The organism is Nocardioides sp. SRI_004 (genome assembly GCF_057586415.1).
The window spans coordinates 183,399-208,341 of record NZ_JBYCZV010000008.1 but is presented as its reverse complement, the minus strand read 5'-3'; the positions used below and the strand labels follow the sequence as shown (position 1 = coordinate 208,341).

Here is a 24,943-nt window from a genome sequence, read left to right as displayed (position 1 = left end):
CAACGGTCAGCAAGCGCTGGCAGGCAACGACAAGCTCCGCCGTAGACACCTCGTCACGACGCTACGCGACGCGCCCGCTCCGCAGCGACCGACGCCATGAAGCCGCGCAGCCTGCGCTCGAGCCGGGCCGGATCGGCGAGGTCAGACCAAGCGATGCGGAAGCACCGCCAGCCCGTGAGTTCGGCGACGTGCTGCTCGCGCGCCTTCTCGCGGACGACAGCATCGGCAGGTGACTCACCGGGGCGGAGGTGCCTCTCGTACTTCACCCGGCCGTCGAACTCGATCCAGATGCCGAGTTCCGGGAGCGCGAAGTCGAGGCGCGCGACCAGCCTCCCCGCGTGCCGGATCTCGTATTGCGGGACCGGCTTCGGGAAGTGGTGGCGGTAGAGGAAGTACATCGTCCTCGACTCGCCGACGGACTCGACACGTGGATCAGCGAGGCGAATCAGCAGGTCAGTCGCTGCCGAGCCCGGCCAGTTCGCCATCGACTGCTCATACCGCTCCCTGAGTTCGGCCGGGGTGAAGTCGCCACGATTGAGGAAGTGATTCGCCACGGCGATCGCGGACTCCGTGGAAGCGAGCGTCGAGAGCTCGAGTGTTGCACGAACCGGCGACGTGACGAGGACTCCGTGGACGTCGACGACGTCTCCCTCCGCCAACTCACCTCGATGACGGCAGATGCCTGCTTCGCGCCGTCCCGAGAATCTGTCGACGCGAGTGAGATGAACGTCGGCCAGGTCGAGGCCCCACAAGGGCGCGTCGTGGAACGGCAGCGCCGAAGAATGGCTCAGAACGACGTCCGTGCAGGACTGCTGGTATGCCGCGCGACATCGGACGGCGTACCTCTGCTCGTCCGACATGGTGCGCCATGTCGGACCATCGACGTACGCACCTCGTCGTGGTCGCTCCAGCCGTCCCGTCCTGAGGGCCGCAGCCAGCGTTCGGTCGCTCTCGCCATACGCGATGAGCTCTCGCCGTAAGTGAAGCGGCGTCAGCCTCGGATCGTCGGGTGGTATCTGCATGCGGCGACGTTGCCCGGCGGCACCGCGGCCTGAACCGGCACCTGACGGCCTGTGGAGAAGCAGCATCGCGTCGCCAGGCTTGTTGGCGGTTGTTGACGGTTGATGACGCCTGCAACCGTCAACAACCGCAGGAATCCCCGGCTAGGCGGTGATTCCTGCAGCAGCAGCGCAGCGAGTCACTGGGTGACGCGGTACGCGTCGAAGACCCCCGGCACGGACCGGACGGCGTTCAGCACGGTGTCGAGGTGCTTGGCGTCCGCCATCTCGAAGGTGAACCGCGACTTCGCCACGCGGTCGCGCGATGTGGTGAGGTTGGCGGACAGGATGTTCACGTGGGCGTCGGACAGCACCATGGTGATGTCCGAGAGCAGGCGGGAGCGGTCCAGCGCCTCGACCTGGATGTTGACCAGGAAGGTCGACTGGCCGGTCGGCGCCCACTCGACGTCGACGAGCTTCTCGGGCTGGGACAGCAGGTTCTCGGCGTTGGTGCAGTCCTTGCGGTGGACCGAGACTCCCCCGCCCTTCGTCACGAAGCCCAGGATCGAGTCCGGCGGCACCGGGGTGCAGCACTTGGCCAGCTTGACCCACACGTCGGGAGAGCCGGTCACGATCACACCGGCGTCGCCGCCGCTGGGACGCCGCGGGCGACCGCGGCGGCCGGTGATCGTCACGGCCTCGGCGAGGTCCTCCTGGGCCCCCTCGTCGCCACCGTGCAGCTCGATGACCTTGCGTACGACGGTCTGCGCACCGAGGTTGCCCTCACCGACGGCGGCGTACAGGGCGGAGACGTCGGTGAGGCGGAACGCGCCGGCAGCGAGGGTGAGCGAGTCGTGGGACAGCAGGCGCTTGAGGGGCAGCCCCTCCTTGCGCATCAGCTTGGCGATCTCGTCCTTGCCGCGCTCGATCGCCTCCTCGCGCCGCTCCTTGGTGAACCACTGGCGGATCTTGGAGCGCGCCCGCTGCGACTTCACGAAGTTGAGCCAGTCGCGCGACGGGCCGGCGCCCTCGGCCTTGGAGGTGAAGACCTCGACGACGTCGCCGTTCTCCAGCGTCGACTCGAGCGGGACGAGGCGGCCGTTGACCCGGGCGCCGATGGTGCGGTTGCCGACCTCGGTGTGCACGGCGTAGGCGAAGTCCACCGGGGTCGATCCCGACGGGAGCGCGATGACGTCACCGCGCGGCGTGAAGACGTAGGTCTCGGCCTGGTTGATCTCGAAGCGCAGCGACTCCAGGAACTCGCCCGGATCCTCGACCTCGCTCTGCCAGTCGAGGAGCTGGCGCACCCAGCTCATGTCGTCGAGGTCGCCCGGCTTGTCGGTGTCGTTGCCGGCGCGGCCGTCCTCCTTGTACTTCCAGTGCGCCGCGACGCCGTACTCGGCTCGCCGGTGCTGGGCGAAGGTGCGGATCTGCATCTCGACCGGCTTGCCCTGCGGGCCGATCACCGTCGTGTGCAGTGACTGGTACATGTTGAACTTCGGCATCGCGACGTAGTCCTTGAACCGGCCCAGGACCGGGTTCCAGCGCGAGTGCAGGACGCCGAGGACGCCGTAGCAGTCACGGTCCTCCTCGACGAGGATGCGGATGCCGACCAGGTCGTAGATGTCGGAGAAGTCGCGGCCGCCGACGATCATCTTCTGGTAGATCGAGTAGTAGTGCTTCGGCCGGCCGGTGACGGTCGCCTTGATCTTCGCCTCGCGCAGGTCCTTCTCGACCTGGGAGATCACCTCGGCGAGGAACTGGTCGCGCGAGGGCGCCCGTTCGGCGACCATCCGCACGATCTCGTCGTAGATCTTCGGGTGGAGCGTCGAGAAGGCGAGGTCCTCGAGCTCCCACTTGATGGTGTTCATGCCGAGCCGGTGGGCCAGCGGGGCGTAGATGTCGAGGGTCTCGCGGGCCTTGCGCTCCTGCGTCGACTGCTTGACGAAGCGCAGGGTCCGCATGTTGTGCAGCCGGTCGGCGAGCTTGATGACGAGGACCCGGATGTCGCGCGACATCGCGACGATCATCTTGCGGATCGTCTCGGCGTTGGCGGACTCGCCGTAGACGACCTTGTCGAGCTTGGTCACCCCGTCGACCAGCTGGGCGACCTCGTCACCGAAGTCGCGGCGACACTCCTCCAGCGTGTACGGCGTGTCCTCGACCGTGTCGTGCAGGAGGGCGGCGACCAGCGTCGGCTCCGTCATGCCGATGCCGGCGAGGATCGTGGTCACCGCGAGCGGGTGGGTGATGTAGGGGTCGCCGCTCTTGCGCTTCTGGTCGGCGTGCAGCCGCTCGGCGGTCACGTAGGCCCGCTCCAGCAGCGCGAGGTCGGCCTTCGGGTGGTTGGCCCGCACCGCGCGGAACAGCGGCTCGAGGACCGGGTTGGACGCCTGGCTGCGGCTGCCCATCCGGGCCAGCCGGGCCCGCATGCTGCGACCGGCCGGCGCCTCCGGCGTGACCGGGACGGACGCAGGCTCCACCCGCGGAACCACGCGGGGTGGGGTGCGCTCCTCGGTCATTGCCCCAGTCTAGTGGCGGCCCCGAGCGTCGTGGGCCGGGGACTCACACGGTCAGCAGCGCGGTGGACGGTACGTCGCCGAGCGCGGCCCGTCCGTCGAGGAAGCCGAGCTCCATCAGGAAGGCGAAGCTCGCCGTCGTCGCGCCGCAGGCGGTGACGAGGTCGTACGTCGCGCGCGCCGTGCCGCCGGTCGCGAGCACGTCGTCGACGACCAGCACGCGCTCGCCCGGCGCGACGGCGTCCCGGTGCAGCTCGAGCACCGCCTCGCCGTACTCGAGCGCGTAGGCGACGCTGTGCGTGTCGTGCGGCAGCTTGCCCGCCTTGCGCACCGGCACGAAGCCCACGCCCAGCGACAGCGCCACCGGCGCGGCGAGGATGAACCCGCGTGCCTCCATGCCGAGCACCTTGTCGACCCGGGTCGCGCCCGACGCGTCCCGGCCGGCAGCGGCCAGCCCCTCGACGACGGCCGAGAAGCCGGCGGCGTCGGCCAGCAGCGGGGTGATGTCCTTGAACAGCACCCCCGGCTCCGGGAAGTCCGGGACGTCCCGGACGAGCCGGGTGAGCGCCTCGACCGCCCGATCGGTGACCGACCCGTGAGCCACGGCGCCCTACTTCTTGGGTCGCTTGGAGCGGGACTGGCGCTGCGGCTGCTTGCGCCCGGAGCTCCCGCTCTCGTTGACCGGGCGGTTCGGCGCCGGCACGTTGCGGCCCTTGCCGACCGCGCCCTGCTGGACGGCCGGTCGCGTGCGCTCGGCGGGAGCGTCCTCGACCTCGTCGGCCAGCTCCGCGGGGTCGTCGACGTCGATGCCGCCACCCACGGGCGACTCGTCGACCGCGGCCGGCACGGACGCGTAGCGGTCGGCGAGCGCACGCTGCTTCGCCTTCGCGCGGCGCGCCTGGATCTGGACCTCGGTCTCCTGCATCTTCAGGTGGACCAGCACGCGCGGCGCCAGCATCACCGAGGAGTAGACACCCACGCCCATGCCGACGAACTGCGCGAGCGCGAGGTCCTGCAGCGAGCTCGCACCCAGTTGGACCGCGCTGACGTAGAGGATCGCGCCGATCGGGATGAGCGCCACGATCGAGGTGTTGATCGAGCGGACCAGGGTCTGGTTGACAGCCAGGTTGGCCGCGTCGGCGTACGACTGCGTGTTCTTGCGCAGCTGGTGGGTGTTCTCCTTGATCTTGTCGAACACGACCACCGTGTCGTAGAGCGAGAAGCCGAGGATCGCGAGCAGGCCGGTGACCGCCGCGGGCGTCACCTGGAAGCCCGACAGGGCGTAGACGCCGACGGTCAGCATCACGTCGTGGATCAGCGCGATGAGCGCCGCGACGGACATCCGCCACTCGCGGAAGTAGCCCCAGATGAAGAGCACGACCAGCACCAGGAAGATGCCGACGCCGATGGCGGCCTTCTTGGCCACCTCCTGGCCCCAGCTCGGTCCGATGTCCTGGATGGTGATGTCACCCTCGTCGACCTGCGGGAACTCCTCGTGGATCAGCGCGCTCATCTCCGCACGCTGGTCCTTGGTGAGGTTCTCGACCTGGACGGTCAGCGACTCGTTGCCCTCGGTGGTGACGACGGGGTTCTCCGCGTTCGCGATGCCGGAGTCGGCCACCTTCTCCCGAAGGTCGTCGGCGTTGCCCTGGGTCGCGTTGCCGTCGCCCACGGGGACCGACAGCGTCGTACCGCCGGTGAACTCGACGCCCATGTTGAGCGGCTTGGCGAACAGTACGACGACGGCCAGGCCGACGAGCAGTGCGGAGATGCCGTAGAACAGCCACGGCTTCCCGACGAAGTTGATCGACTTGCGGCCCTGGTAGAGCTCGTTGCCCAGGCGCGACATCCTGCCCATCAGCGGCCACCTCCCGTGCTCGCGGTGCGCGGCTTCGCCACGTCCATGCCGAGTGTCTCCTTGCTGAGGCCGGACAGCTTGTGCCCGGAGTTGAAGGCGTGGAACTGAGCCAGCCACGAGACCATCGGCTTCGTGAACCAGAAGAGCACCGCGAGGTCGATGAGCGTGGTGAGGCCCAGCGCGAAGCCGAAGCCCTTCACCGCGCCCGTGGCGAAGATGTAGAGCACCAGCGCCGAGAGGATCTGGACCGTGTTGGCCGCGACCCGGGTGACCCGGGCGCGGGCCCATCCGGTCTCGACCGCGACCCGCATCGACTTGCCCTCGCGCATCTCGTCCCGGATGCGCTCGAAGAAGATGACGAACGAGTCGGCCGTGATGCCGACCGCGATGATCAGGCCGGCGATGCCGGGCAGGGTCAGCGTGAAGCCGGCGGTCTCGCTCAGCAGCAGCACCATCGCGTAGGTGATGGCCGCCGCCACGAAGAGCGAGCTGACGACCACGAGGCCCAGACCGCGGTAGTAGAACAGGCAGTAGAGCATCACCAGGACGAGGCCGATGGCCCCGGCGGTGAGGCCGGCGTTGAGCTGGTTGCCGGCGAGCGAGGGGCCGATCTCCTCGACGGAGGTCTGCTTGTCGTCGAACTTGATCGGCAGCGCACCGAACTTGAGGCTGTTGGCCAGGTCGAGCGCCTCCTGCTCGGTGAAGTCACCGGTGATGCTGGAGCGGCCGTCGGTGATGACGGCGGTCATCACCGGGTCGGAGATGACCACGGCGTCGAGGACGATCGCGAACTGCTCCTGGGTGCCCTGGAAGGCCCGGGAGACCGTCTCGAAGTCCGAGGCCGCGCCGGCCGAGCCCTTCGGGTTGGCCCGCTTCTTGTCGTTGCCCATCTCGATGTTGACCTGCCAGCCGACGCCGTTCTGCGGCGTACCGGCGGACGCGCCGTCGAGCTCGGTGCCCTCGATGATCGAGCGGCTGAGGAGGTACTTGCCCGAGGGGCGGTCCTTCTGCGGCGCCGAGCAGGCGACGAGCGGCTTGTCGGGGTCGTCCTCGAGGTCGGCCGGCTTGCCGTCGGTCGCGTTGAGGAGCACGCCCTTCTCGTCGCAGGTGTACTTGCCGAACTCGGCGATCGAGGCCTCGTCGGGGCTGCGCGCCCAGGCGATCGCGTCCTCGGCGGTGAAGGCCTTGCCGTCGCCGTCCGCCGCCCCGTCCGCGGGGGCCTCGGACGACGCGCCATCCTCGGGCGTCCCGCTCGGGTCCGCCGTGCCGGTGGCGGCATCCGTGGCCTTGGTGCTGGGGTCGTCGGTCGGCTCGCCGTCGGCGCTCAGGTCGAGACCCGGACGGCCGAGGCCGCCGGGCAGGCCTCCGGTGGACTGGGCGCACGGGCCCTGGGAGAAGTCCGAGCAGGCGACCAGGCGGAAGCGCAGCTGCGCCTGCCGCTTGACGGTCTCCTCGAGCTGGTCACGGTCGGCGCCCTTGCCCGGCACCTCGACGACGATGTTGCGCCCGCCCTGGGTGGTGACCGCCGCCTCGGCGACACCGGAGCCGTTGACGCGCTGGTCGATGATCCGGCGCGCCTCCTCGAGGTTCTCCTTGCTGGGGGTCCCGTCGGTGGTCAGCGTGATCCGGGTGCCGCCCTGGAGGTCGAGGCCGAGGGCTGGACGCCACGGCTTCTCCGGCGGCTTGACGCCGGCCTGCGACAGCGCGGTGAGTCCGTAGACCACGGCGAGGCCGAGGAAGAAGATGATCAGGTTGCGCCCGGGGCGCGGACGGCGCGCGGCCATGCTCAGCGCTCCTCTTCGGGGTCGGTGGAGTCGTCGTCGGGGGCGTCGGCGGCCGCGGTCTCGGCGAGGTCGCGGCGTACGGACGCCACGGCGCCGCGCACGACCTCGACCACCACGCCGGGCGCGATCTCGAGCTCGAGGTTGTCACCGGTCGTGGCGACGATGGTGCCGAAGATGCCGGACGTCAGCATCACGTCGTCGCCGACGGACAGCTGCGACTGGAGCTCGGCAGCCTGCTTGCGCTGGCGGGACGCCGGCCGGATGATCAGCAGCCAGAAGATGACGGCGATCGCGACGATCGGCAGCAGTTGTGCAGCGTCTTTCACAGACGAACCTCTCCAGCGGGGCAGGGATGAGCACCGCTCCTGCGTGGCAGGGGCGGGCCGACAGGGAAGTGTAGCCACGGACCCCAGCCGCCGCGGGATCGGCGGGGTCAGTCCTCGAAGAGGGTCGGCGTCGCCTCGTCCGTCGGGTACGACGGCGCCGGCATCCCGAGGTGCGCCCAGGCCGCCGGCGTGGCGATCCGGCCCCGTGGGGTGCGGGCGAGGAAGCCGTTGCGCACGAGGAACGGCTCGGCGACCTCCTCGACGGTCTCCCGCTCCTCGCCGACGGCGACCGCGAGCGTGGAGACGCCCACCGGTCCCCCGCCGAAGCGGCGGCACAGGACGTCGAGGACGGCGCGGTCGAGCCGGTCGAGGCCGAGCCCGTCGACCTCGTACAGGTCGAGGGCGGCCTCGGCGACGCTGCGCGTCACGGTGCCGTCGGCGCGGACCTGGGCGTAGTCGCGCACCCGGCGCAGCAGGCGGTTGGCGATGCGTGGCGTGCCACGCGAGCGGCCGGCGATCTCGGCCGAGCCCTCAGCGGTGAGCTCGACGCCGAGCAGCCCCGCCGAGCGGCCGACGATCAGGTCGAGCTCGGCGGGCTCGTAGAACTCGAGGTGAGCGGTGAAGCCGAACCGGTCGCGCAGCGGACCCGGCAGCAGGCCCGCCCGGGTGGTCGCGCCGACGAGGGTGAAGGGCGGGATCTCCAGCGGGATCGCCGTCGCTCCCGGTCCCTTGCCGATGACGACGTCGACGCGGAAGTCCTCCATCGCGAGGTAGAGCATCTCCTCCGCGGGTCGCGACATCCGGTGGATCTCGTCGACGAAGAGGACCTCGCCCTCGTTGAGCCCGGACAGGATCGCCGCCAGGTCGCCCGCGTGGGTGATGGCGGGCCCGCTCGTGATGCGCAGGGGCGCGGACATCTCGTGGGCGATGATCATCGCCAGCGTCGTCTTGCCCAGCCCGGGCGGACCGGAGAGCAGCACGTGGTCGGGCGCCCTCCCCCGCTGCCGAGCGGCCTCGAGGACCAGGCCCAGCTGGTCGCGCACGCGCACCTGGCCGACGACCTCGTCGAGGCTGCGCGGGCGCAGGGCCGCCTCGACGGCCCGCTCGTCGCCCTCCGCCTCGGCAGCGGTGAGCGAGCGGAGGTGGACCTCCTCAGCGGCGGCGAGCTCGTCCTCGTGGAAGGGCACGACCGATCACGCCTTCGAGAGCGAGCGCAGCGCCGCGCGCAGCAGCGCGCCGACGTCCGGCGAGCCCGCATCGGCCTGGTCGGCGACCGCGTCGACGGCCTTCTCGGCGTCCTTGGCGTTGTAGCCGAGGCCGACCAGTCCCTGGTGGACCTGGTCGCGCCAGGCAGCGGCCGCCACCGGAGCACCGCCGCCCGTCGCGCCGATGGGGGCGCCGATCCGGTCCTTGAGCTCCAGGATGATCCGCTGGGCGCCCTTCTGGCCGATGCCGGGCACCTTGGTGAGGGTCTTGACGTCCTCGGTGGCGATGGCCGTGCGGACCCCGTCGGGCGAGAGCACGGCGATGATCGACTGGGCGACCTTCGGACCGACGCCCGAGGCGGTCTGGACGAGCTCGAAGATCGCCTTCTCCTCCTCGTCGGCGAAGCCGTAGAGGGTGAGGGAGTCCTCGCGCACGACCATGCTCGTGGGCAGCGTCGCCTGACGGCCGGTGCGGAGCTGGGCGATGGTGCCCGGCGTGCACATCAGCTCGAGGCCGACACCACCGACCTCGACGATGGCGCTGGACAGGGTGACGGCAGCGACGTTGCCGCGCACGAATGCGATCATCGGACTCCTCCGGGCAGACGGGAACGGGTGGCGCGCGATGCGGCCAGCGCGGCGTCGATGCGCGCCTGCGAGCCGCCGCGCCAGATGTGGGTGATCGCGAGCGCCAGCGCGTCGGCGGCATCAGCCGGCTTGGGCATCGCGTCGAGGCGGAGGATGCGCGTGACCATCGCCCCGACCTGCGCCTTGTCCGCGCGTCCGTTGCCGGACACGGCGGCCTTCACCTCGCTCGGGGTGTGCAGGGCCACGGGCAGCCCGCGCCGCGCGGCGCACACCATCGCGATGCCGGCGGCCTGGGCGGTGCCCATGATCGTGCTGACGTCGGAGCGGGCGAAGATCCGCTCGATGGCCACGGCGTCGGGCCGGAACTCGTCGAGCCGGGCGTCGATGCCCTTCTCGATCGTGACCAGCCGCTCCGGGACCGAGAGCTCGGCGGACGTGCGTACGACGCCCACGTCGACCAGCGTCAGCGGCCGGCCGATCGAGCCGTCGACCACACCGAGGCCGCACCGGGTCAGTCCCGGGTCGATCCCGAGCACGCGCACGTCGTCACCTTCCGTCCGAACATGTGTTCGGAGACCAAGGTAGACGAAAGGACGTGCGATCCGGCCGGGACACGCCCGGCCGGCGCCCCGTCACTCCTCGATCTGGTCGAGGACCTCGTCCGGGATGTCGGCGTTGGAGAAGACGTTCTGGACGTCGTCGAGGTCGTCGACCGCGTCGACGAGCTTGAAGACCTTCCCGGCCGCCGTCGGGTCGGCGACGGGGATGTCCATCGAGGCGACGAACTGGACCTCGGCGGAGTCGTAGTCGATGCCGGCCTCCTGCAGCGCCGAGCGGACCGCGACGACGTCGGTCGCCTCGGACTGGACCTCGAAGCTGTCGCCGAGGTCGTTGACCTCCTCCGCTCCCGCGTCGAGGGTGGCCTCGAGGATGTCGTCCTCGGAGATCTCCTTGCCCTCCTGGGCCTTGGCGACGACGACGACGCCCTTGCGCGTGAACAGGCGCGAGACCGAGCCGGGGTCGGCCATGGTGCCGCCGTTGCGGGTGACCGCGGTGCGGACCTCCATCGCGGCGCGGTTGCGGTTGTCGGTGAGGCACTCGACGAGGAGCGCGACGCCCTGCGGGCCGTAGACCTCGTACATGATCGTCTCGTAGTCGACGCCGCCACCCTCGAGGCCGCCGCCGCGCTTCACGGCCGAGTCGATGTTCTTGTTGGGGACCGACTGCTTCTTCGCCTTCTGGATGGCGTCGAACAGGGTCGGGTTGCCGGACGGGTCGGGGCCACCCATCTTCGCGGCGATCTCGATGTTCTTGATCAGCTTCGCGAAGAGCTTGCCGCGCTTGGCGTCGATCGCGGCCTTCTTGTGCTTCGTGGTTGCCCACTTGGAGTGGCCAGACATTTCCGTCCCTCTTCTACCTCGACGACTTCCCTGCTGCCCGGCACCGCCGGAACAGCCGTGCGAGTCTATCCGGCGACCATCTCCAGGAAGACGCGGTGCACCCGGCCGTCCCCGTCCACCTCGGGGTGGAAGGACGTGGCGAGCAGGTGCCCCTGGCGTACGGCGACCGGGTGCCCGTGCGCCTCGGCGAGCACCTCGACGGCCGGTCCGGCCGCCTCCACCCACGGCGCACGGATGAACACGGCGTGCACCGGCGCGTCGAGGCCGGTGAAGTCGAGGTCGGCCTCGAACGAGTCGACCTGGCGCCCGAAGGCGTTGCGCCGGACGGTCACGTCGAGGCCGCCGATCGTCTCCTGCCCGACCGTCCCGCCCTCGATGCGGTCGGCGAGCAGGATCATCCCCGCGCAGGTGCCGAAGGTCGGCATGCCGCCCGCGACGCGCTCGCGGAGCGGGTCGAGCAGCTCGAACGTGCGGGCCAGCTTGGCCATCGTCGTCGACTCGCCGCCCGGGAGGACCAGCCCGTCACAACGCTCGAGCTCGGCGGGGCGGCGTACGGGGAAGGCGTCGGCGCCCAACGCGGTCAGGGCGTGCAGGTGTTCGCGGACGTCGCCCTGCAGGGCGAAGACTCCGATCGACGGCATGGGCACCGATCCTAGGGCGGTGGTCGTCGCGTCCCGGCGGCGGCCGTCCGGCCGGTCCCGCCACCACGCTCCAGAGCGCGGGCAGGAAGCAGGCGAGCACCAGCAGGGCCCACCACCACAGCGGCACGCGCGGGTGCATCGTGATGCCGTATCGGCCGTCGTCGTCGCGGTGGGTGATCAGCACCGAGCCGACCTCGCCGTCCGTCAGGTCGACGTGCGCGCCGCGGTGCGCCTGGAGTCGGACGGGGGCCAGCCCGGTCGAGACGTACGTCGCCCGCGCCCCGCCGTCGACCTCGGCGAACCCGAGCTCCTGGGCCCGCATGAAGGGCCGGTGGACGACGATCGCCACGCAGAGCAGCACCGCTCCCCCGACGACCAGGACGGGCGTGCGCCAGGTCGGCGACCGGACCAGCCACGCGACGGCGGCCAGGACGAGGCCGCCGACGAGCAGCAGGGGCGCCGCGACGACGAGCCAGCCGACGCCCGGCCACGTCCACACCACCTCGCCGACGAGGTCCGCCTGGGTGATCCGCCACGGGTCGGGTGCGGTGATCGCCCCCTGGGTGCCGATGCTGCCGTCCGCGTGGATGACGGCGACCCGGTGGCTGTAGGTGACGTCGCCGCCCGGCGGGTGGAAGGTCACGAAGTCGCCGACGTGCAGGGAGCCGATGTCCACGGGCTCGACCCACAGCAGCGAGTTCACCGGCGCGACGGTCCCCATCGAGGCCGTCTCCACCCGCTCCCAGTGCCCACCGCCCGCCCGCCACGCGCCCGCGGCGGCGGTGGCCGCGACCAGCACGGCGAGGAGGGTCCACTGCAGGGCGACCACGGCCCGGCGCCGGCTCATGCGAGGAACACCATGGCCGGGTCGGAGGTCCACTGCATCGCCATGGTCCAGCTCGTCGCCGGGCTGGTGCCGTAGGTGAAGGTCAGCGGGACCAGCAGGCGCAGGCCGGTGATGTCGGTGCTGTAGCCCGGCCCGCGCGCGGAGCTCGTGGTCAGGGACTGCGCCTGCCCCGCCGCCGGCGCCGCGACCGTGCGGGGGTTCGACGCGGGCGCCACGAGCGCGGTCAGGGTCATCGGCCCGACAGTGGCTGCCGGGTTGGTGAAGGCCAGGGTCGCCAGCACCTGGCTGCACGGGTCGGCCATCGCTCCCGGCAGCGTCCCCGTGTACGTCGTCAGGCCGTCGTCGCCCAGCATCCAGATCGACGCCGTCCCGCCCGTGCCGGCCAGGGACGTGCGGTAGGCAGTGGCGCTGGCGGCGGCGTACAGCGTGCCGACGGTGCCGGCCGACAGCGCGGTCGACTGGTTGACGAACGCGCCGGACAGGCGCCCGTGGAAGGACGACGACGGAGGCGCGGTCAGGCCGGTGAAGTCCGACCAGCCGAGGTGCCAGTAGCCGCTGGTGCCGGTCAGCAGGGCCAGCACGGTGCTCGACGCCTGGACGTTGCCGTCGACGTACAGGGTGATCGTCATGGTCACGCCGAGGACCGCCTTGGAGACGGTGAGGACCGCGAGGTGCCAGCCCGACGAGTACGACGACGAGCTGGCCCCCTGGGTGGTGCCGAGCGTGCTCGACACCGCGTAGCGGACCTTGCCGTTCTGGTCGAGCCAGAGCGCCGGGTTGGCCGCGCCGCTGCCGTTGGACAGGCTGCTGCTGAGGCTGAGCAGCCCACCGCCCTGGGCGTCGGACGCGTTGAACCAGACGCCCAGCGAGTAGTTGTTGGACAGCAGGCCGAGCAGGCCCGAGCCGTTGGTGCCGACGATGTCGGTGGCGTAGCCCGATCCGGAGAACTGTGCCGAGGACGTGCTGCCCCACGGGTCGGCCCGCTGTAAGGCGACCGCGTTGCGCGCCAGGAGCGGGTCGCCCGCCTGCTGGGTGTTGGCGAAGCGGACCGGGCCGCACGAGGCGGTGGCCAGGCTCTGGGTGATCGCACGGCCGCTGTCGTTGGTGATCGTGTCCCCCGCGCTCGCGGGCGCTCCGGACGAGGGCGCCAGGGAGCCCGGACACGCGACCGTGGCCGTGCGCGGCCCGCCGACGCAGGGCCCACCGGTGTGGGCATGCGTCACGGCGAGGGTTCCGGAGGCGGCGGTGTCCGTGCTGTTGGCGACCACCGCCGACGTCCAGCCGGACAGGGTCCCGGACGTCCCCGTGGCGAGGCCGAGCAGCGCCAGCGCCGCCACCGCGACGGTCCAGCGGCCCGGCCGCGTCATTTGTTCAGCGTCCAGCTCAGCGGCTGGCTGACCGTGACGCCCTGGTCGAGCACGGATGCGCCCCCGGGCAGCGCGACCGTGATCCGGCAGGTCGCCGAGGCGCCGGACGCCAGGCCCGGCGTGTGGGTCAGCGTCGGCATGCTGGCTGCCGAGCCGGCGGCGTACACGAGGTCGGTCCAGGCCGCGCCCGCCGAGTACGACGACCCGCTCGAGCAGCTGACCGCCACCGTGAGGTCGGTGGTGCACAGGTTGTTGGGTGTCGGCGTGCCGCTCGACGGGCTGGACGCGCACGTGCCCGGGGTCAGCACGAAGCTCGACGCGTTGGCCGCGCCGAGGTTGGTGAACACCACGTCGCTCACCTGACTGCCGCCGGGCGCGAGGGGCGAGGTCGTGCCGCCGTACTTGTTGATCGTCGTGCAGGTCGCCGAGTTGGCCGCGCCGTCGCTGGACCGGCAGGTCTGCGTGACGTGACCCGCGGTGCCGTCGGGGCCGACCTCCTGGAGGATCACCGCGGTCGTGGTCGCGACCGTGTTGGTGCCATTGGTCAGCACCGCGCTCGTCCAGTCCGAGAGGGTGCCGTTGACGCCGAGGGTCAGCAGCGCGGCCGCGGTCGCGCAGGCGCCGGCGAGGAGGCCACGCGGGCCCGGGCGCGGCCACCGGCGCCGTGCGGCGTGGCGGTGCGTCGGCGCCACGGCGCCATCACCCCAGCGTCCAGACCAGCGGCTGCGTCGCGGTCTGCCCCGAGACCTGCGGCGACGCGGACGCGGGCAGCGAGACGTCGAAGGTGCAGTCCGTCGAGTCCCCCGCGTCGAGGCTGGCGACGACGGCCTGGTCGCCGAAGGCCGAGAGCACGACGGGGGCCCCGGTGGTGTCGAGCGCGCTGGGTGCCGTGCAGACGACCGTGACGAGCGCGACGTCGCAGATGCTCGCCGTCGCGGTCGGGCTCCCCCCGGACGTCGCGCAGGCGCCGGGTCCCAGCGCGAGCGGGCCGCTGCCCGTGCCGGTGTTCGTGAGCGTGACGGTCACCGACTGGTGGTCGCCCGGCTCCAGCGGCGTCGCGGTGCCGCCGTACTTGTCGATGGTCGAGCAGGTGTACGTGTTGGCGGACCCACCGCCGTCGGTGGACGTGCACACCGCGCTGTTGGGTCCGGTCTCCTCGAGGACCAGCGCCTGCGCCGCCTCGAGGGTGTTGGTGTCGTTGGTGATGATCGCGCGGGTCCAACTGGCCAGCGTGCCGCTCACGCCGAGGACCAGGAGGACCGCGGCGATCGCGCCGGCACCGACGAGCGCGAGGCTGCGGCGACGGTCGCGGGAACGGGCAGTGGTCATGCCCCTTCATCGGCCGCGCCGCCGCCCGGCTGAGGACTCAGGACACCGAGCAGTTCTTGTTGCCGTTGCCGGAGTAGTTGGCGGCGTTCGACAGCGTCGACTCCACGCCCCCGGTGACGGCGACCAGTCGGAAGGTCCCGGCCTCGTTGTTGATCGACTGCGTCTGGCCGCTGCGCGCCGTCCCCGCGAAGGTGGTCGGGGTGCGGAAGCTGCCACCACCGCCGTAGTAGAGCTTGAACGAGTCGGGGTTGCCCGAGCCGGACCAGGTCCACGTCAGGTTGTAGGGGTTGTTGCCGTTGATGGTCGTGCAGCCGGTGATGACCGGCGTCACCGGCACCGGCGCCGCCACCGTGAACGTGGTGACCAGCGGCGTGGCCGTGTTGCCGGCGACGTCGGAGGCCGAGTACGTCGCCTGGTAGGTCCCGTTGACCATGAGCGCCGCCGTGAGCCCGCTGGAGCGGTACTGCGCTCCCGACACGACGGTCATCGGCTGGGCCGCGCACGCGGTGCCGTTGACGAAGGCCGAGCCGTCCCAGCACTGGACGGTGCCGCTGGTGCGTACCAGCTTCACCGCCACGGCGCTCACGCCGGAGCCGGCCGTGTCGGTCGCGTTGACGCAGACCTGGTTGGCGCTCGACGAGCACGAGAGCGCTGCCCAGTTCGTACCCGTCGCGCCGTTGCTGGGCGCCGGGCTCGTCAGCACCGGGGGCGTCGTGTCAGGCGTCGTGATCGTCGCGGTCGCTGTCGCGGTGTCCGTCCACACCGCCGACGTGAAGGCCCACGGACCACCGCCGGTCACACCGACGACGCCGCCGACGGCGAGGACCGAAGCGAGACCGGCGGGCACGACCAGCCGCCTGGCGCCCGTCGTACGACGCCGGGCGCCGCCGCCGCGGTGGCCGAACCCGAGGAGGGCGGCAGCCGCCACGAGCAGCCCCGCGGCCAGCAGCCCGGCAGGGCTGGAGGCGGCGCTGAGCACGCGGCCGGCGTACGGGATCCCGAAGGCGACGCGATCGGCCGCGTCCACGACGTAGGTCTCGGCGTCCGGCACGTTGTTGGTGTCGCCCTGCAGGGTCAGCGCGACGCCGTCGCCCGACGGCACCGCCGCCACGACCCGGTGGGTGACCCGGTGGCCCTGGGCGTCCACCACGCTGACGACGTCCCCGACCGAGATGTCCGCGGCAGGGACCTCCCGGGCGACGCCCAGCGCACCGGCCTCGTAGGAGGGGCTCATCGACCCGGAGACGAAGACGAGCGGAGTGACGTGGAAGAGCCACCCGGCGACGAAGCCGGCCAGGCAGAGGGCGCCCAGCACGCCGCCCGTCCACAGCACGGCCTCCCGGCCCCAGCGCGCCACCCGGGTCATGCGATCACCTGCGTCGCCGCGAAGGTGAACGCGACATTGGACGACTGGAAGCCGCCGACGCCGGAACCGGACGGGAGCGTCACCTGCACGCAAAGGTCGTGGTACGGGGTCACGGACGTCGCGGCGAGGTTGCCACCGGGGGCGCTGTAGCCGTTGAGGTTCGCGTTGGCGGTGCCGACGACGGTCCCGCCGGTGCACGTCGAGCCGCTCACGGTTCCTCCCTTGCGCACGGTGACCTTGAGCGCGGCACCGAGCGTGCCCGTGGCGGTCGCCGAGACGGTGTACCCGAAGGTGAGCCGCCCGGTGCTGTTGTTGCGGACCCGGAGGACCTTGGCCACCGAGCCGCCAGAGGCCGGGATGCTGCCGGAGAGGTCGCTCCACACGTAGGTCTCGGGCTTCACCTTGTTGTTCGTGGCGAGGTCGATGTGGACGGCGCCGGCCTGCACGGCCACGCCCTCCACCGTCGCCGCGTTGTGCCAGTACGCCGAGGTGGCGACGGCACCCGCGCCGAGCAGCAGGCCCGCCGACAGCAGGGCCCGGGTGCGACCGCGGCCGAACCAGCGGGCGCGCTGCGCACGGTGCCGGGGATCAGGCCTGTCCATCGGTGACCACCTCCTCGTCACGGTCGCGGCGGTCGCGGCGTCGGACCAGTGCGAGACCGGTGCCGACGAGCGCGGCCGCGAGCCACAGGAGGCCGGGCGCGACGGCGGAACCGGTGCCCGGCAGGCCGTCCTGCACGCCGCCCACCTGGCCGTCGTCACCGTCACCGGAGCCGGACCCGTCGCCGTCGCCCTCGTCGACACCTCCGACGTCGCCGTCCTCGGAGAGGGTGAGCCTGATCCGGAACGGGACGGAGTCGACCTGGCGGGTGGAGTCCCAGTCGAAGGTCGCACGCACGGAGACTCGCGTCTGGGCGCCCTCGGCCACCTCGAGCTCGGTCGCGGCCCGCGTCGTGCCGGCCTCGACCGGGAGCCAGGCACCGTTGCCGATCCGTGCCTCGAGCGTGAAGTCGTCGTCGGCGAGCAGCAGGTCGGGGTCGTTCGCGACCACGTCGACCGTGAGCACGCCGGCGGAGGGGCCGTCGTTGCGGACCCGGAACGAGCGGACCTCCTGGTCGCCCGGGACGAACCGGAACGACGGCTCGAAGAGCGGCGCGGTGAGCTCGGTGCTCCAGCTGACGCCGTCGCGGCTCAACCCGATCTCGTCGTCGGCGTGCGCCGGCGCGGCAGCCAGCGTGACCGTCGCGATGGCGACGGACACGATCGGTGCGACGAGACGCCGGATCACGATGAAGCCCTTCCTGTTGCTCTTCTGCGGGTCCCGGTGCGGACCAGGACCACGACGGCCAGCAGGAGGATTCCTGCCGCCAACGCCGGCGCGGGCCGGCGGTTCTTCCCAGGTGGTGCGAGTGCTGCGGGTCGTGCTGGTGCTGCTGACGTTGCTGGTGCTGCCGGATCCGTCGACCCCTCAGTGACCGGCTCCGGCGACTCCCTCTTCACCCGCCGGCGGTCACGGAGTGCCGTGACGAACATGAAGGCTGCGTAGCCGATGAGCGCCGCCGAGACGCCGAAGACGGCCCACTGACGCTCCTGGCCCGACAGCACGTTGTTGAGTCGTCCGAGGTACGGCGCCGAGTACCACAGCCGGCCCCTGACCTGGACCTCGGCGACCGGGAGCGGGTCCGGGTCGTCGTTGGCGTCGCCCTGCGTGATCAGCTGCGTCGTTCCGTCGAACCGGTTGCTGACCCCGACCACCCGGTGGGTGACGACGGTCGCCTTGCCGGACTCGAGCTGGTAGGTGATCACGTCGCCGACGGCGATCTCGTCCATGTCGACGGGCTTGACCACCACCAGCGTGCCCGGCGGGTAGGTCGGCTCCATCGAGCCGGTGAGCACCGTGTACGGCGTCGCCCCGGCGAGCCGCGGCACGAGGACCGCGGCCGCCAGGATGACGACCACACCGAGGATCACCACCCACAGCACGACCTGCCAGAGCCAACCGAGCGTCGCTCGTGCCGTGGGTGCCACCCGTCAGACGCCGTGATCGCCGGGAGCGATCAGCTGTGGACCTGGGTCAGCGAGAAGCCGAAGTCGCTCAGCGTCACGTTCTGGGTCTGCGTGCCGTTGCCCGCGGTGCCCAGGAAGGTGATGGTGATCGACGCGTCGACGACGTCGCCGTCGTTGGCCTCGGTGATGACGCCGTCGGCCACGTCGGTCCCGTCGATCTGGAACGAGTCGTCGATGGTCAGGTTCGTGCCCGTCAGCGAACCGCCACGGGTCGGGTCCGTGACGTCGAGGTTGGCGCGCAGGTGCTCACCGGTCGCCTGGACCTCGAACGAGCAGGTCTTCGTGAGGGTGTCGCCGGGGACGATGAGGTCGCCGGCCTCCCAGACCTTGCTGGCCTCGTCCTCGCCGCTGTCGAACACCCAGTCGGCGTCCGCGCACGTGTCGTTGATGATCTTGAGCTCGCCCGCGGTCGCAGCGATGCCCTCGACGTCAGCGTCGGCGGTCCAGAACGCGAGCGTCCCGGCGCCACCCATGAGCAGCACGGCCGCGCCGCCGGCGGCGAGTGCGCCCTTCGTCGTCTTCTTCATTGGTTCTCCAGTCCCCATGCCTGCGTTGTCCCCAGGTCTGGCTCTCAGTTGTGAGGGATTGACTTTTTCCGACGCGGGAGCGCCTCGGAATCCGAAACGAAGGCAATCACGGACGGTCATGCAGGCGCGGGGAAACCGGGACATTGGCCCGGTAAATAAATCGGAGCCATGGTCCTGACGTGTCAGGACCATGGCTCCGATGGGTCATGCGGGTGGTTGCCCGCGTGGTTCAGCGAGGAGTCACCAGCCGCGCTCGGCGAGGCGGTGGGGCTGGGGCAGCTCGTCGACGTTGATCCCGACCATCGCCTCACCCAGACCACGCGAGACCTTCGCGACCACGTCCGGGTCGTCGAAGAAGGTCGTCGCCTTCACGATCGCCTCGGCGCGCTGCGCCGGGTTGCCCGACTTGAAGATCCCCGAGCCGACGAACACACCCTCGGCACCCAGCTGCATCATCATCGCCGCATCCGCCGGCGTCGCGATCCCACCAGCGGTGAACAGCACCACCGGCAGCTTCCCGCTCCGGGCCACCTCCACGACCAGCTCGTACGGCGCCTGCAGCTCCTTCGCCGCGACGTACAGCTCGTCGTCGGACAGCACCGTCAGCCGGCGCAGCTCCGCACGGATCGTGCGCATGTGCGTCACCGCGTTGGAGACGTCACCGGTGCCGGCCTCGCCCTTCGACCGGATCATCGCCGCACCCTCGGTGATCCGCCGCAGCGCCTCACCCAGGTTGGTCGCACCACACACGAACGGGACCGTGAAGGCCCACTTGTCGATGTGGTTGGCATAGTCGGCCGGGGTCAGCACCTCGGACTCGTCGATGTAGTCCACACCCAGCGACTGCAGCACCTGCGCCTCGGCGAAGTGACCGATCCGGGCCTTGGCCATCACCGGGATCGAGACCGCCTCGATGATCCCGTCGATCATGTCGGGGTCGCTCATCCGGGACACCCCACCCTGGGCGCGGATGTCGGCGGGCACACGCTCGAGCGCCATCACCGCGACCGCGCCGGCGTCCTCCGCGATCTTCGCCTGCTCCGGGGTGACGACGTCCATGATGACCCCACCCTTGAGCATCTCGGCCATGCCGCGCTTGACCCGGGTGGTGCCCTGCCCAGAAGTGGGCTCTGCCTGCTCGCTCATGGCACCAATCGTACGGCCGCGGGCCGCCGGGACTACGCCTGGGGCTCCCCCGTGGGCGGCTCGGTCGCCGCCTCCGCCGCGAGGGCCTGGCGGCGCACCTTCAGGACCCGGAAGACCACCGTGTAGGTGCTGGCCGCGGCGAGCGCCCAGAGGGTGACGTACATGAGGATCGGCAGGTCGAGGAGGGCGCCGAGGCCGGTCATCACCAGGATCGAGACGAGGCGGTCGGCGCGCTCGGCGATGCCACCCTTGGCGTCCATGCCGAGCGACTCGGCGCGAGCCCGGGCGTACGACGTCACCGAGCCCATGACCAGGCACCACAGGGTCACGCAGAGGTAGAGGTAGCTGTCGCCCTGGTCCTTGCCCGTGCCGGCGAAGTAGAGCGCGAGACCACCGAAGATCGCGCCGTCGCCGATCCGGTCGAGGGTCGAGTCCCAGAAGGCGCCGAACTTCGACACCCGGCCCATCTCGCGGGCCATCCGCCCGTCGATCAGGTCGCTGAACACGAACGCCGTGATGAACAGGACGCCGATGAGCAGCTCACCCTGCGGGAAGAAGATCAGCGCGCCGGCGCTGACGCCGAGCGTGCCGACGAGGGTGACCGCGTCGGGACTGATGCCCATCCGGATGAACAGCCGCACGAACGGGTGCAGCACGGTCCCGGCCCAGAACTCCTTGAAGCGCTCCAACACGGCGCGAAACCTACCCCTGCCAGTGCTCGGCGAGCAGATCGCGGGTGTCCCCGAGCAGCTGCGGCAGGGTCTTGGTGCCCGCGATCACGGTCATGAAGTTGGCGTCGCCCGACCAGCGCGGCACGACGTGCTGGTGCAGGTGACCGGACAGCGAGCCGCCGGCCGCTCCCCCGAGGTTGAGCCCGACGTTGAACGCGTGCGGCTGCGAGACGACCCGGATCGTGCGCAGTGCGGCCTTCGTCAGCGCCGCGACCTCGTCGGTCTCGGCGTCGTCGAGGTCGGTGTAGTCGGCGACGTGGCGGTAGGGCAGCACCATCAGGTGGCCCGGGTTGTACGGGTAGAGGTTGAGCACGGCGTACGCCGCCTCCCCGCGTACGACGACCAGGGCGTCGTCGGTCGACGTCGCCGGGTCACGGGTGATCCGGCAGAAGGGGCAGGCCGGGCGGGGCTCGGCGTGGGCCGGCGGCTCGACGTCCTCCTCGCCGCGCACGTAGGACATGCGGTGCGGCGTCCACAGCCGCTCGAGCCCGTCGGGGTCGGCCACGTGGTTCCCGTTCCTCACTGCCGTCACTGGTCGTCGGACGAGGTCGAGTGCGAGAGCATCTGCAGCAGGTCGGCGACGGGCAGGTCCGGCAGGTTGAGCCCGCGCGACAGCGCCATGCCGTTGATCTGCAGCCAGATCGACTCCGACAGGATGTTGATCGTCGCCTCGGTGCTCGGCTCGCGCACGTCGCGCTCGAGCCAGCGCCGCACGGCGGCGAAGACCGCGCCGATCATGCCGAACACCCACGGGTCGAGGGCGGCGCGGTCGTCCTCGGAGAGCTCGACGCCGAGGGCCGCCACGACGATCGTCATGATGCCCTCGATGCCCTCGGCGACCTGCTGGACCGCCTGGCTGAGCGGGCTCGGGCCCCACTGGGTGAGGTCGCGCTCGCCGAACCAGTAGAGCGACGGGTGCGCCTCGGCCCAGCGGACGAAGCCGCCGACGATGCGGTGGATGATCTGGTCCGGCGTGCCGTCGTAGGACAGCGCGGGGAGCATCTGGGCGCCGATGTTCTCGCAGATCTCGGTCTGCACGGCGCGGTCGAGGTCCGAGCGGTCGCTGAAGTGGCGGTAGATGACCGTGCGGCTCATCTTCGCCTCGTCGGCGACGTCCTGCACCTGGAAGTCCTCGCCGGGGGCCTGGCGTTCGAGCACCGCGATCGCGGCGTCGATGATCACCTGGCGGCGTACCTGGTTGTGCTCCTGCCAGCGCCGACGGCGTCCGTCGAGCAGCTCACCACTCTCCGAGCTCATTGCGAAACCCTCTCACGTGAAGCGGTGGAACCACTGGCCGAGGTCGGCGGCGACGCCGGGGCACGTGACGTTCTGGTCACGCTGCAAGGCGACCCACTGTCCCATCACGGCCGTGCCGCCCTGGATCGACCAGTCGTCGCCGCACCTGTTGAGTGCCTCCGCCTTCGACGTCTGGCCCGCCGCGCGCCACTCGGGCACGCCGCCGAGGTCGAAGTCGCCGACGACCCGCTCGTAGAGGCTCGGCGTCGAGTAGACCCCGATCCGGAAGCCGGCGTCGACGTAGCCGCGGGCGACTCCCTCGATGACGGCGGCGTTGGCGCGCAGGTTGCCGCTCCACTCGAAGTCGGGCACGGGCTCGACGTCGATCCACACGATCGGGCTGAGCAGCCCGACGGTGGCCATGGTGCCGATGTTGAAGCGGGCCTGGGCGTAGCCGACGTTCTTGAGCTGTCCGATCGTCGTCGAGGCGTCGTAGGGGCCGTTGGCGCCCTCGTCCCTCAACGTCGCGGCGCTCGGGTACGACGACACGGCGTAGACGGCGACCAGGACGTCGTTGTCCTTCGCCCACTGCACCTGGTCGGCCAGGCACGGGTTGGGCGTGAAGCCCGGCCCGTTGGTGAGCCCCAGGACGACGTACTCGGCCGTCGGCAGGGGCATCGGGAGCCCCTTGCCCTGCTTCTGGGGGATGCCGGTCCCCTTCGGGCACTGGGGCCAGCTCACGTCGCCACCGAGCACCTCGCCGTCGCGCGGCGCGATGTCGCTCGTGGGCTGGCTGCCCTCGCGGGCGAGGTCCTCCGCCGCCTTCGCCAGGTCGCTGGCGTCGGCACCGGGGTCACCCGCGTCTCCCCCGGGCTTGCCGCTGTCGCTGGGGCTGGCCGTGGCCGTCGTCGACACGGGCGGGCGCGGCGGCGCACCGGACGGCTTGTCCGAGCCGCCGCAGGCCACGAGGGCAGGCAGCAGCGCCGTGAGTACGACGACCGCCGGCCCCCTGCGTCCCATGGTCAGACTTGCTCCCGGCTCTCCACGGCGGCGACCACGCGCTCGATCGCCTCGGCGATCGGGACGCCGTTGTCCTGCCGGCCGTCGCGGTAGCGGAAGCTGACCGCGCCCTTCTCGACGTCCTCGCCACCGGCGATGAGCATGAACGGGATCTTCTGCAGCTGGGCGTTGCGGATCTTCTTCTGGAACCGGTCGTCCGACTCGTCGACCTCGACCCGGATGCCCCGCGCCTTGAGCTGGTCGGTGACGTCGTAGAGGTAGTCGGTGAACGCGTCGGCCACCGGGATGCCGACGACCTGCACCGGCGCGAGCCACGGAGGGAAGGCGCCGGCGTAGTGCTCGACGAGGACACCGAGGAAGCGCTCGATCGAGCCGAACTTCGCCGAGTGGATCATCACCGGCTGCTGCTTCGAGCCGTCGGACGAGGTGTACTCGAGACCGAAGCGGGCCGGCTGGTTGAAGTCGTACTGCACCGTGCCCATCTGCCAGGTGCGGCCGATGGCGTCCTTGGCCTGGACCGAGATCTTCGGCCCGTAGAAGGCGGCGCCGCCCGGGTCCGGCACGAGCTGGAGACCGGTCTCGGCCGCGACGTCCTCGAGCACCTTCGTGGCGGTCGCCCAGTCCTCGTCGGAGCCGACGAACTTGTCGGGCTTGGAGTCGTCGCGGGTCGAGAGCTCGAGGTAGAAGTCGTCGAGCCCGAAGTCCTTGAGCACGCCGAGCATGAAGCCCAGGAGGTGCTTGACCTCGGCCGGCGCCTGCTCGGGGGTGCAGTAGGAGTGCGAGTCGTCCTGCGCGAAGCCGCGCACGCGGGTCAGGCCGTGGATCACGCCCGACTTCTCGTAGCGGTAGACGCTGCCGAACTCGAACAGGCGCAGCGGCAGCTCGCGGTAGGAGCGCCCGCGGCTGCTGAAGATCAGGTTGTGCATCGGGCAGTTCATCGCCTTCAGCTGGTAGTTCGTGCCCTCGAACTCCATCGGCGGGAACATGGTGTCGGCGTAGTACGGCAGGTGCCCCGAGGTGTGGAACAGCCCGTCCTTGGTGATGTGCGGGGTGCCGACGTAGGAGAAGCCCTCCTCGATGTGGCGCTGGCGGACGTAGTCCTCCATCTCCCGCTTGATGACGCCGCCCTTGGGGTGGAACACCGGCAGGCCGGAGCCGATCTCGTCGGGGAAGGAGAACAGGTCGAGCTCGCGCCCGAGCTTGCGGTGGTCGCGCCGCTCGGCCTCCTCGAGCCGGTGGAGGTGCTCGTCGAGCTCCTCCTTGCTCGGCCAGGCGGTGCCGTAGATGCGCTGGAGCTGCTTGTTCTTCTCGTCGCCGCGCCAGTACGCCGCCGCGCTGCGCATCAGCTTGAACGCCGGGATCCGCTTGGTGGTGGGCAGGTGCGGCCCACGGCAGAGGTCCTTCCAGGCGACCTCGCCCTTGCGGTTGATGTTGTCGTAGATGGTCAGCTCGCCCGCGCCGACCTCGGCGGAGGCACCCTCCGCGGCGTCCGCGGCCGATCCCTTGAGGCCGATCAGCTCGACCTTGTAGGGCTCGTCGGCGAGCTCGACCAGCGCGTCCTCGTCGGTGGTGACCCGGCGGTCGAAGCGCTGGTTCTCCTTGACGATCTTGCGCATCGCGCTCTCGAGCTTCGCGAGGTCCTCGGGCACGAAGGGCACCGGCACGTCGAAGTCGTAGTAGAAGCCGTCCTGGATCGGCGGGCCGATGCCGAGCTTGGCCTCGGGGTAGAGCTGCTGCACCGCCTGGGCCAGCACGTGCGCGGTCGAGTGGCGCAGGATGTCGAGCCCGTCGGGGCTCCCGATGGCCACGCCCTCGACCTCGTCACCGTCGGCGAGCTCGTAGGAGAGGTCCTTGAGCTGGCCACCGACACGCGCGGCGATCACGTCGGCGTCGTCGCGGAACAGCTCCCAGGCCTTCGTGCCCGTGGTGACCGTCGAGTCCCGGCGCGCATCGGCGGACACTACGACGACCTTGATGTCGGACACGGAG

General features: G+C 71.0%; 26 protein-coding genes. All 26 read right to left on the bottom strand.

Annotated elements, in window-relative coordinates:
• Positions 1-53 precede the first annotated feature (53 nt).
• Entirely contained in the window at positions 54-860 is an 807-nt protein-coding gene (locus AC2YHB_RS13410) for a hypothetical protein (protein ID WP_179651626.1), read from the bottom strand.
• A gap of 338 nt (positions 861-1,198) precedes the next feature.
• On the bottom strand, positions 1,199-3,430 hold the full coding sequence (locus tag AC2YHB_RS13405; RefSeq protein ID WP_036545374.1) for a RelA/SpoT family protein: 2,232 nt from the start codon (positions 3,428-3,430) through the stop codon (positions 1,199-1,201).
• A gap of 133 nt (positions 3,431-3,563) precedes the next feature.
• Positions 3,564-4,121 carry an adenine phosphoribosyltransferase gene (locus AC2YHB_RS13400; RefSeq protein ID WP_179651628.1) on the bottom strand — a complete coding sequence of 186 codons (558 nt, stop codon included), beginning with the start codon at positions 4,119-4,121 and terminating at the stop codon, positions 3,564-3,566.
• Between the two features lie 6 nt (positions 4,122-4,127).
• Positions 4,128-5,375 carry a protein translocase subunit SecF gene (secF, locus tag AC2YHB_RS13395; protein WP_179651630.1) on the bottom strand — a complete coding sequence of 416 codons (1,248 nt, stop codon included), beginning with the start codon at positions 5,373-5,375 and terminating at the stop codon, positions 4,128-4,130.
• Positions 5,375-7,159 carry a protein translocase subunit SecD gene (secD, locus tag AC2YHB_RS13390; RefSeq protein WP_179651632.1) on the bottom strand — a complete coding sequence of 595 codons (1,785 nt, stop codon included), beginning with the start codon at positions 7,157-7,159 and terminating at the stop codon, positions 5,375-5,377. The genes secF and secD overlap by 1 nt, the downstream gene beginning before the upstream one ends.
• A 2-nt stretch (positions 7,160-7,161) precedes the next feature.
• A complete protein-coding gene (gene yajC, locus AC2YHB_RS13385) occupies positions 7,162-7,485 on the bottom strand; it encodes a preprotein translocase subunit YajC (protein WP_179651634.1) in 324 nt (107 codons plus the stop codon).
• A 107-nt stretch (positions 7,486-7,592) separates the two neighbouring features.
• The gene (gene ruvB / locus AC2YHB_RS13380; RefSeq protein WP_179651636.1) at positions 7,593-8,672 is read right to left on the bottom strand and encodes a Holliday junction branch migration DNA helicase RuvB; all 1,080 of its coding nucleotides are present in this window, start codon (positions 8,670-8,672) and stop codon (positions 7,593-7,595) included.
• 6 nt (positions 8,673-8,678) lie between these two features.
• Complete coding sequence (ruvA, locus tag AC2YHB_RS13375; protein WP_179651638.1) at positions 8,679-9,278, bottom strand: Holliday junction branch migration protein RuvA; 600 nt, start codon at positions 9,276-9,278, stop codon at positions 8,679-8,681.
• Positions 9,275-9,820, bottom strand: a complete 546-nt coding sequence (ruvC, locus tag AC2YHB_RS13370; RefSeq protein WP_036544977.1) for a crossover junction endodeoxyribonuclease RuvC — start codon at positions 9,818-9,820, stop codon at positions 9,275-9,277. Before ruvC ends, ruvA begins: the two co-directional genes overlap by 4 nt.
• Positions 9,821-9,910: 90 nt before the next feature.
• Positions 9,911-10,678: a YebC/PmpR family DNA-binding transcriptional regulator gene (locus AC2YHB_RS13365; protein WP_036544974.1), complete on the bottom strand. Its 768-nt coding sequence runs from the start codon at positions 10,676-10,678 to the stop codon at positions 9,911-9,913.
• Between the two features lie 65 nt (positions 10,679-10,743).
• Positions 10,744-11,319 (bottom strand): pyridoxal 5'-phosphate synthase glutaminase subunit PdxT, encoded by a 576-nt coding sequence (gene pdxT / locus AC2YHB_RS13360; protein WP_179651640.1) that lies wholly within the window; start codon positions 11,317-11,319, stop codon positions 10,744-10,746.
• Positions 11,201-12,166 carry a S24/S26 family peptidase gene (locus AC2YHB_RS13355; RefSeq protein WP_179651642.1) on the bottom strand — a complete coding sequence of 322 codons (966 nt, stop codon included), beginning with the start codon at positions 12,164-12,166 and terminating at the stop codon, positions 11,201-11,203. Before AC2YHB_RS13355 ends, pdxT begins: the two co-directional genes overlap by 119 nt.
• Complete coding sequence (locus AC2YHB_RS13350) at positions 12,163-13,533, bottom strand: LamG-like jellyroll fold domain-containing protein (protein ID WP_179651644.1); 1,371 nt, start codon at positions 13,531-13,533, stop codon at positions 12,163-12,165. Before AC2YHB_RS13350 ends, AC2YHB_RS13355 begins: the two co-directional genes overlap by 4 nt.
• Complete coding sequence (locus tag AC2YHB_RS13345) at positions 13,530-14,225, bottom strand: hypothetical protein (RefSeq protein ID WP_179651646.1); 696 nt, start codon at positions 14,223-14,225, stop codon at positions 13,530-13,532. The genes AC2YHB_RS13350 and AC2YHB_RS13345 overlap by 4 nt, the downstream gene beginning before the upstream one ends.
• A 7-nt stretch (positions 14,226-14,232) precedes the next feature.
• Positions 14,233-14,862, bottom strand: a complete 630-nt coding sequence (locus AC2YHB_RS13340) for a hypothetical protein (protein ID WP_179651648.1) — start codon at positions 14,860-14,862, stop codon at positions 14,233-14,235.
• Positions 14,863-14,899: 37 nt separating this feature from the next.
• Complete coding sequence (locus AC2YHB_RS13335; RefSeq protein WP_179651650.1) at positions 14,900-16,228, bottom strand: signal peptidase I; 1,329 nt, start codon at positions 16,226-16,228, stop codon at positions 14,900-14,902.
• Entirely contained in the window at positions 16,225-16,830 is a 606-nt protein-coding gene (locus tag AC2YHB_RS13330) for a SipW-dependent-type signal peptide-containing protein (RefSeq protein ID WP_179651652.1), read from the bottom strand. Before AC2YHB_RS13330 ends, AC2YHB_RS13335 begins: the two co-directional genes overlap by 4 nt.
• Entirely contained in the window at positions 16,817-17,515 is a 699-nt protein-coding gene (locus AC2YHB_RS13325; RefSeq protein ID WP_179651654.1) for a hypothetical protein, read from the bottom strand. Before AC2YHB_RS13325 ends, AC2YHB_RS13330 begins: the two co-directional genes overlap by 14 nt.
• The gene (locus AC2YHB_RS13320) at positions 17,512-18,255 is read right to left on the bottom strand and encodes a signal peptidase I (RefSeq protein WP_179651656.1); all 744 of its coding nucleotides are present in this window, start codon (positions 18,253-18,255) and stop codon (positions 17,512-17,514) included. The genes AC2YHB_RS13325 and AC2YHB_RS13320 overlap by 4 nt, the downstream gene beginning before the upstream one ends.
• A gap of 29 nt (positions 18,256-18,284) precedes the next feature.
• Positions 18,285-18,821 carry an alternate-type signal peptide domain-containing protein gene (locus AC2YHB_RS13315; RefSeq protein ID WP_179651658.1) on the bottom strand — a complete coding sequence of 179 codons (537 nt, stop codon included), beginning with the start codon at positions 18,819-18,821 and terminating at the stop codon, positions 18,285-18,287.
• 240 nt (positions 18,822-19,061) lie between these two features.
• A complete protein-coding gene (gene pdxS / locus AC2YHB_RS13310) occupies positions 19,062-19,967 on the bottom strand; it encodes a pyridoxal 5'-phosphate synthase lyase subunit PdxS (protein ID WP_179651660.1) in 906 nt (301 codons plus the stop codon).
• 32 nt (positions 19,968-19,999) lie between these two features.
• Positions 20,000-20,659 (bottom strand): phosphatidylinositol phosphate synthase, encoded by a 660-nt coding sequence (pgsA, locus tag AC2YHB_RS13305; RefSeq protein ID WP_036544961.1) that lies wholly within the window; start codon positions 20,657-20,659, stop codon positions 20,000-20,002.
• A gap of 10 nt (positions 20,660-20,669) precedes the next feature.
• Positions 20,670-21,158: an HIT family protein gene (locus tag AC2YHB_RS13300; protein ID WP_179652627.1), complete on the bottom strand. Its 489-nt coding sequence runs from the start codon at positions 21,156-21,158 to the stop codon at positions 20,670-20,672.
• 68 nt (positions 21,159-21,226) lie between these two features.
• Positions 21,227-21,955 (bottom strand): TetR/AcrR family transcriptional regulator, encoded by a 729-nt coding sequence (locus AC2YHB_RS13295; protein WP_051932210.1) that lies wholly within the window; start codon positions 21,953-21,955, stop codon positions 21,227-21,229.
• A 12-nt stretch (positions 21,956-21,967) separates the two neighbouring features.
• Positions 21,968-22,954, bottom strand: a complete 987-nt coding sequence (locus tag AC2YHB_RS13290) for a glycoside hydrolase family 25 domain-containing protein (RefSeq protein ID WP_179651662.1) — start codon at positions 22,952-22,954, stop codon at positions 21,968-21,970.
• Positions 22,955-22,956: 2 nt separating this feature from the next.
• Positions 22,957-24,939, bottom strand: a complete 1,983-nt coding sequence (thrS, locus tag AC2YHB_RS13285; RefSeq protein ID WP_179651664.1) for a threonine--tRNA ligase — start codon at positions 24,937-24,939, stop codon at positions 22,957-22,959.
• Positions 24,940-24,943: the final 4 nt, after the last annotated feature.